Source organism: Streptomyces sp. ICN903, from assembly GCF_022015835.1.
GTDB lineage: Bacteria > Actinomycetota > Actinomycetes > Streptomycetales > Streptomycetaceae > Streptomyces > Streptomyces fenghuangensis.
In genome coordinates this window covers 1-6,188 of sequence record NZ_JAKMAY010000309.1, presented here as the reverse complement: position 1 = coordinate 6,188, position 6,188 = coordinate 1, and the positions used below count along the sequence as shown (strand labels likewise).

Genomic DNA, 6,188 nt, shown 5'->3' with positions numbered 1-6,188 from the left:
CCCCACCACCCGGCCGCGGCTCCGCCCCCCGCGCCGGACCCGGCACCCGCGCCCGCTCCCGGCCGCCGCGCGGCAGCGCCCGGGCGTCCGCGCGCCGCCCCCGCCACGCGGACCGCGCCGCACGCAACCCCCGCGCCGCACCGACCAACCTCACCGACCGCACCAGGCCACGTGCATCCATGCTGATCAGAGTGCCATCACCGGCGAGCGGCAGGTGCCGCGTTCAACCGCCGTTCACCGGACGTCCCCCCGTGGTTGAACCACACCGTCCGGCCCCCCGGTATGGGGGAGCGGCCCTGGTGCGGAAACCGATCACATGGCACAGTCCTGCACAGCCGCCGCGCACCCGCACGCCCCCGGCCACCATCCCAGGGGCCGAGCGGTGCGGGGAGGCGAACGCACACGAAGCGTGAAAACAGCCCGGGAGCCGCCATGACCGCCGCGCACAGCGCCGCACCGACGACCGCAGACCAGCCGGAGCCCCTGTGGAGCCCCGGCCCCGACCGGATCGAGGGCGCCCGGATCACCCGCTTCCAGGCATGGGCCGCCGAACGCTTCGGCGCCCCGGCCGCCACCCCCGGCGACCCGGCCGCGAGCTACGCCGCGCTGCACCGCTGGTCCGTCGGGGAACTCGGCACCTTCTGGCAGGCGGTCACCGAGTGGTTCGACGTACGCTTCACCACCCCGTACGAGACCGTCCTCGCCGACCCCGCCATGCCCGGAGCCCGCTGGTTCCCCGGCGCCACCCTCAACTACGCCGAACACGCCCTGCGCGCCGGCGAGGACCCGGCCCGCGCGGACACCCCCGCCCTGCTGTACGTCGACGAGAGCCACGAACCGGTCCCCGTCACCTGGGCGGAGCTGCGCCGCCGGGTCGGCTCGCTCGCCGCCGAACTGCGCCGCCTCGGAGTGCGCCCCGGCGACCGCGTCAGCGGCTACCTGCCCAACATCCCCCAGGCCGCCGTCGCCCTGCTGGCCACCGCCGCCGTCGGCGGTGTGTGGACATCCTGCGCCCCCGACTTCGGCGCCCGCAGCGTCCTGGACCGCTTCCAGCAGGTCGAACCGGTCGTCCTGTTCACCGTCGACGGCTACCGCTACGGCGGCAAGGAACACGACCGCACCGACACCGTCGCCGAACTGCGCCGCGAACTGCCCTCCCTGCGCGCCGTCGTCCACATCCCCCTGCTCGGCACCCCGGCCCCCGAAGGCGCCCTGGAATGGGACGCCCTGACCGCCGCCGACGGCAAGCAGGCCGAACCGGTCTTCGAGCCCGTCCCCTTCGACCACCCGCTGTGGGTGCTGTACTCCTCCGGCACCACCGGACTGCCCAAGGCCATCGTCCAGTCCCAGGGCGGCATCCTGGTCGAGCACCTCAAGCAGCTCGGCCTCCACTGCGACCTCGGCCCCGAAGACCGCTTCTTCTGGTACACCTCCACCGGCTGGATGATGTGGAACTTCCTCGTCTCCGGCCTGCTCACCGGCACCACCGTCGTCCTCTACGACGGCAGCCCCGGCCACCCCGGCACCGACGCCCAGTGGCGCGTGGCCGAACGCACCGGCGCCACCTTCTACGGCACCTCCGCCGCCTACGTCATGGCCTGCCGCAAGGCCGACGTCCACCCCGGCCGCGACCTCGACCTCTCCCGCGTCAGGTGCGTCGCCACCACCGGCTCCCCCCTCCCGCCCGACGGATTCCGCTGGATCCACGACGAGGTCGCCCAGGACATGTGGATCGCCTCCGTCAGCGGCGGCACCGACGTGTGCAGCTGCTTCGCCGGCGCCGTCCCCACCCTCCCCGTCCACATCGGCGAACTCCAGGCCCCCGGCCTGGGCACCGACCTGCAGTCCTGGGACCCGCACGGCAGGCCGCTGGTCGACGAGGTCGGCGAACTGGTCGTCACCCGCCCCATGCCGTCCATGCCGATCCGCTTCTGGAACGACCCGGACGGCTCCCGCTACCGCGACAGCTACTTCGAGATGTTCCCCGGCGTATGGCGGCACGGCGACTGGACCACCCTCACCTCACGCGGCACCGTCGTCATCCACGGCCGCTCCGACTCCACCCTCAACCGGCAGGGCGTCCGCATGGGCTCGGCCGACATCTACGAGGTCGTCGAACGCCTTCCGGAGGTCCGCGAATCCCTCGTCATCGGTGCGGAACAGCCCGACGGCGGCTACTGGATGCCCCTGTTCGTCCACCTCGCGCAGGGCGCCCGCCTCGACGACGCCCTGCGCGACCGGATCAAGCGGGCCATCCGCGAACAACTCTCACCCCGGCACGTCCCCGACGAGATCATCGAGGTCGAGGGCGTCCCCCACACCCTCACCGGCAAGCGGCTGGAGGTGCCGGTCAAACGCCTCCTCCAAGGCGCCGAACTCGACAAGGCGGTCAACCCCGGCTCGGTCGACGACGTAGCGCTCCTGCGCTTCTACGAGCGCCTGGCCAGGGAACGCCGCACCTCCTGAGCCTCCCCGAGGCCCGTTGTCAGCCCCCTCGATTACGGTGAGTCACCAAGCGAACACGCCATCGAGGGGGATGACGACATGGCACACCACGAAAGGCGCGACCGCCGCGGGCCGGGGACGGCGCGGAGGGCCCTGCGCCGCGAGGCGCCCAGCACGGTCGCCGTCGTGGCCGATCCGGCCGGCTTCGCGGCCATGCGCCGCTACACCACGTTCACCTTCGACGACCACCACCACTACCTGCGGCAGACGGAGGGACTGCTGCGCTCACTCACCGCCCAGGGCGTCCACACCCGTGTCGGTCTCTTCGAGCCGGACGACTACGCGCACTTCTGCGCCCAGGAGCGGATCGACCCCGACACCCCCGACAGCCGCGCGCGCTACGTGGCCGAGATCGCCGCGACCGGCGCCACCGTCCACTACCGGGGACAGTCCCTGGACCGGCTGCTGTCCCTGCTGCTCGACGGCTGGGAGCGCCAGGAGGCCGGGGAACGCGCCACCGACACCCTCACCGGCCTCGGCCCCTGCCCCGGCTGCGGAAAAGACCTGGGACAAGAGGCCCTCGACGCCGCCTCCGGCATCCTGGACCGGCTCACCGCCGGAGCCGGCCCGGGCACCCACCACCTGGTATGCAGCGTCACCGGGGCCACCGGACCCCTGGTCGCCGTCCTCCACATCGAGCGCACCCCACGCGGCGGTACGGAGCCGGCCACCGCCGAGGAGTCGGTCTTCCGCACGGTGCTCGCCGCGGGACTGGCCACCGGACGGCCCGGGGGAGTGGTGATGCGCACCATCCGCGACGGCGACGAGCAGGTGCGAGGCTGGAGCCTGAACGACGGCCGCCTCCGCCCTCTCACCGAGGCGGAGGTCTTCTCCGCCTACTGCACCGACGCCCGCACCGGAGGCCCGGTCCCACCCGAGCCAGGCCTTGTCTACCGGGCCGGTTTCCCACTGCCGGAGCACACGGCGGAGAACCGAAGGCACGAGCGGCGGAAGGACGACCTCTGACCCCCGCCCTCCGGTTCCGGCCGCCCCACCGCGGGACGGCCGGAACCCCACACGCCGACGGGCAGTGCTCACTCCCCGGAGAGCACCGACTGCGCGGCCGCCCGCGCCTGCTCACCGCCGTCCGAGGCACGAGCCGCGGACGCCGCTCGCTCGCACTGCGCCATGGTCCGCCTGGACAGCTCCGCACGTACGTAGGGGATGGCCTTCGCACCCATGGACAGGCTTGTGACACCCAGCCCGACCAGCACACACGCAAGCAGCGGATCGGAGGCGGCCTCACCGCAGACACCGCAGCTCTTGCCCTCGGCCCCGGCAGCCTCCGCGGACATGGCCACCAGATCCAGCAGCGCCGGCTGCCACGGGTCCTGGTAGCGGGCCAACGCGCCCACCTGCCGGTCGGCGGCGAAGGTGTACTGCGCCAGGTCGTTGGTGCCCAGAGACAGGAACTCCACCTCCTGCAGCACCGACCGGGCCCTCAGCGCGGCCGAGGGGACCTCCACCATCACGCCGAACTTCGCCCGCAGCCCCGCCTCCCGGCAGGCGTCGGCGAACGCCCTGGCGTCGGCCCGGTCGGCGACCATCGGCGCCATGACCTCCAGATACACCGGCAGCCCCTCGGCGGCCCTGGCGAGCGCCCGCAACTGGGTGCGCAGCACCTCGGGATGGCCGAGCAGCGTACGCAGCCCGCGCACGCCCAGTGCGGGGTTGGGTTCCTCGGCGGGGGTGAGGAACTCCAGCGGCTTGTCCGCGCCCGCGTCCAGCACCCGCACCACGACACGCCCCTCCGGGAACGCCTCCAGCACCTGCCGGTATGCCTCGACCTGCTTCTTCTCCGACGGTGCCTTCCCACCGGAGTCCAGGAACAGGAACTCGGTACGGAACAGGCCGACACCCTCCGCGCCCGCCTCCACGGCGGCCGCCACATCCGCCGGACCTCCGATGTTCGCCAGCAGCGGCACCTTGTGCCCGTCGGACGTCGCACCCGGGCCGGTGGCGGACGCGAGCGCGGCCCTGCGCTCCCCGGCGGTCCTGAGCATCTCCTCCCGCTGCTCCGGGTCCGGATCCACGGTGACCACACCCGTACTGCCGTCCACCGCGACGACCGTCCCCTCGGCCAGTTCGACGGCACCCCGCAGGGCCACCACCGCGGGCACTCCCAGTGCCCGGGCCAGAATGGCGCTGTGGCTGGTGGGGCCGCCCTCCTCGGTCACGAAACCGAGGACGAGCGACGGATCCAGCAGCGCGGTGTCCGCGGGTGCCAGATCACGTGCGACCAGCACATAGGGCCTGTCGCTGTTCGGCACCCCCGGCATCGGAACCCCGAGCAGCCGGGCGACGATCCGGTTCCGCACGTCGTCCAGGTCCGCGACCCGCCCGGCGAGATAGTCGCCGGCCCCCGCGAGCAGCGCCCGGTAGGCGGCGAGTGCGTCGTACACCGCGCGCTCGGCGGTGCTGCCCACGGCGATGCGCCGTTCGACATCGGCGATCAGCTCCGGATCCCGGGCCATCATGGCCTGCGCCTCCAGCACGGCCTGAGCCTCACCGCCCGCGAGGTTCCCCCGCGCGGTCAGGTCGGCTGCCACGGCCTCCACCGCCTGGCGCGCTCTCCTCCGCTCGTGCGGCACCTCGTCCCGGGTGGTCTGCCGGGTCGGCGGCTCCAGTTCGGCGGTGCCCATGTGCCGCACCTCGCCGATCACCAACCCGTGGCTGACCCCGATCCCTCGAAGCGTTGTCTCCATCTCACCCTCACCCGTCTCCGGATCTCCGGCCGGTTCAGTCTCGTAGGCGGGACGCGTCCGCCTTCTGCCTGCCGCCCGCGAAGACCCCGCGGTCGGCGAGAGGGCGGTGGGTCACCGCCAGGTGAACAGCGTGCCGCCGGAAGGCACGTCGACGCCCTCGGCCACGTCGGCGAGTGCGTCGGGAGTGGCCTCCAGCGCGACGACCGGACACACCGGAGACTTCCCCACGGCCTCCACCTCGACCGGGTTCCAGCGGACGATCGGGTCACCGCGCCGTACGGTGTCGCCCTTGGCGGCCTGCAGTTCGAAACCCTGGCCGTTCAGCTGCACGGTGTCGATGCCCAGATGCGTCAGCACCCCGTGCCCCTCACCGTCCACGACGACGAAGGCGTGCGCGTGCAGTGAGACGACGATGCCGTCGACCGGGGCCACCGCGACGGATGGTTCACGGACCGGATCGATGGCGGTACCGGGCCCCACCATCACTCCGGAGAACACCGGATCCGGCACGGCCGCGAGACCGATGGCACGCCCGGCCAGCGGGGACGTCACGGTGGTCATGGAAAGCCTCCCAGGCGCGGGACCGAGCGGTCACCGTCGTCGTGTGTCCTGACTTGTCCTGAATCGGCGAGCTGGTCAGAAGCGTATGACATGGGGGCCGCCGGTTCCGGTGAGCGCGCGTGTGGCGGCCTGTCCGGACCCGCCGACCCGGATTTGCCTCCGCATCCGTCCGCCTGTACTCTCGTACCTCCGTTCGGCGCCAATGGCGTCTGTGACGCCCGACCTCATCTCCCTCTGAGTAACCGGTTCGGTTCTGCACGCTCGCAGAGAAGACCGGATTTCGGAATTCAGAGGAGAGGCTGATAGAGTCGGAGACACCGAAGGGAAGCGCCCGGAGGGGCCCCGGAAGGGGTGCCGAAGGAAGCGTCCGTTCCTTGAGAACTCAACAGCGTGCCAAAAGTCAACGCCAGATATGTT

4 protein-coding genes are annotated in these 6,188 nt (G+C 72.4%); 2 read left to right on the top strand and 2 right to left on the bottom strand.

The window, feature by feature from the left end; translation table 11 throughout:
* The first annotated feature begins 432 nt into the window (after positions 1 to 432).
* Both L7D48_RS24115 and L7D48_RS24110 read left to right on the top strand, forming a co-directional pair.
* Positions 433 to 2,466 (top strand): acetoacetate--CoA ligase, encoded by a 2,034-nt coding sequence (locus tag L7D48_RS24115; protein WP_237882424.1) that lies wholly within the window; start codon positions 433 to 435, stop codon positions 2,464 to 2,466.
* Between the two features lie 78 nt (positions 2,467 to 2,544).
* The gene (locus L7D48_RS24110; protein ID WP_237882422.1) at positions 2,545 to 3,471 is read left to right on the top strand and encodes a hypothetical protein; all 927 of its coding nucleotides are present in this window, start codon (positions 2,545 to 2,547) and stop codon (positions 3,469 to 3,471) included.
* Between the two features lie 68 nt (positions 3,472 to 3,539).
* On the opposite strand, the gene ptsP is transcribed toward L7D48_RS24110, so the two are convergent.
* Both ptsP and L7D48_RS24100 read right to left on the bottom strand, forming a co-directional pair.
* Positions 3,540 to 5,210, bottom strand: a complete 1,671-nt coding sequence (gene ptsP, locus L7D48_RS24105) for a phosphoenolpyruvate--protein phosphotransferase (RefSeq protein WP_237882420.1) — start codon at positions 5,208 to 5,210, stop codon at positions 3,540 to 3,542.
* A gap of 111 nt (positions 5,211 to 5,321) precedes the next feature.
* Entirely contained in the window at positions 5,322 to 5,771 is a 450-nt protein-coding gene (locus L7D48_RS24100; RefSeq protein ID WP_237882418.1) for a PTS glucose transporter subunit IIA, read from the bottom strand.
* Positions 5,772 to 6,188: the final 417 nt, after the last annotated feature.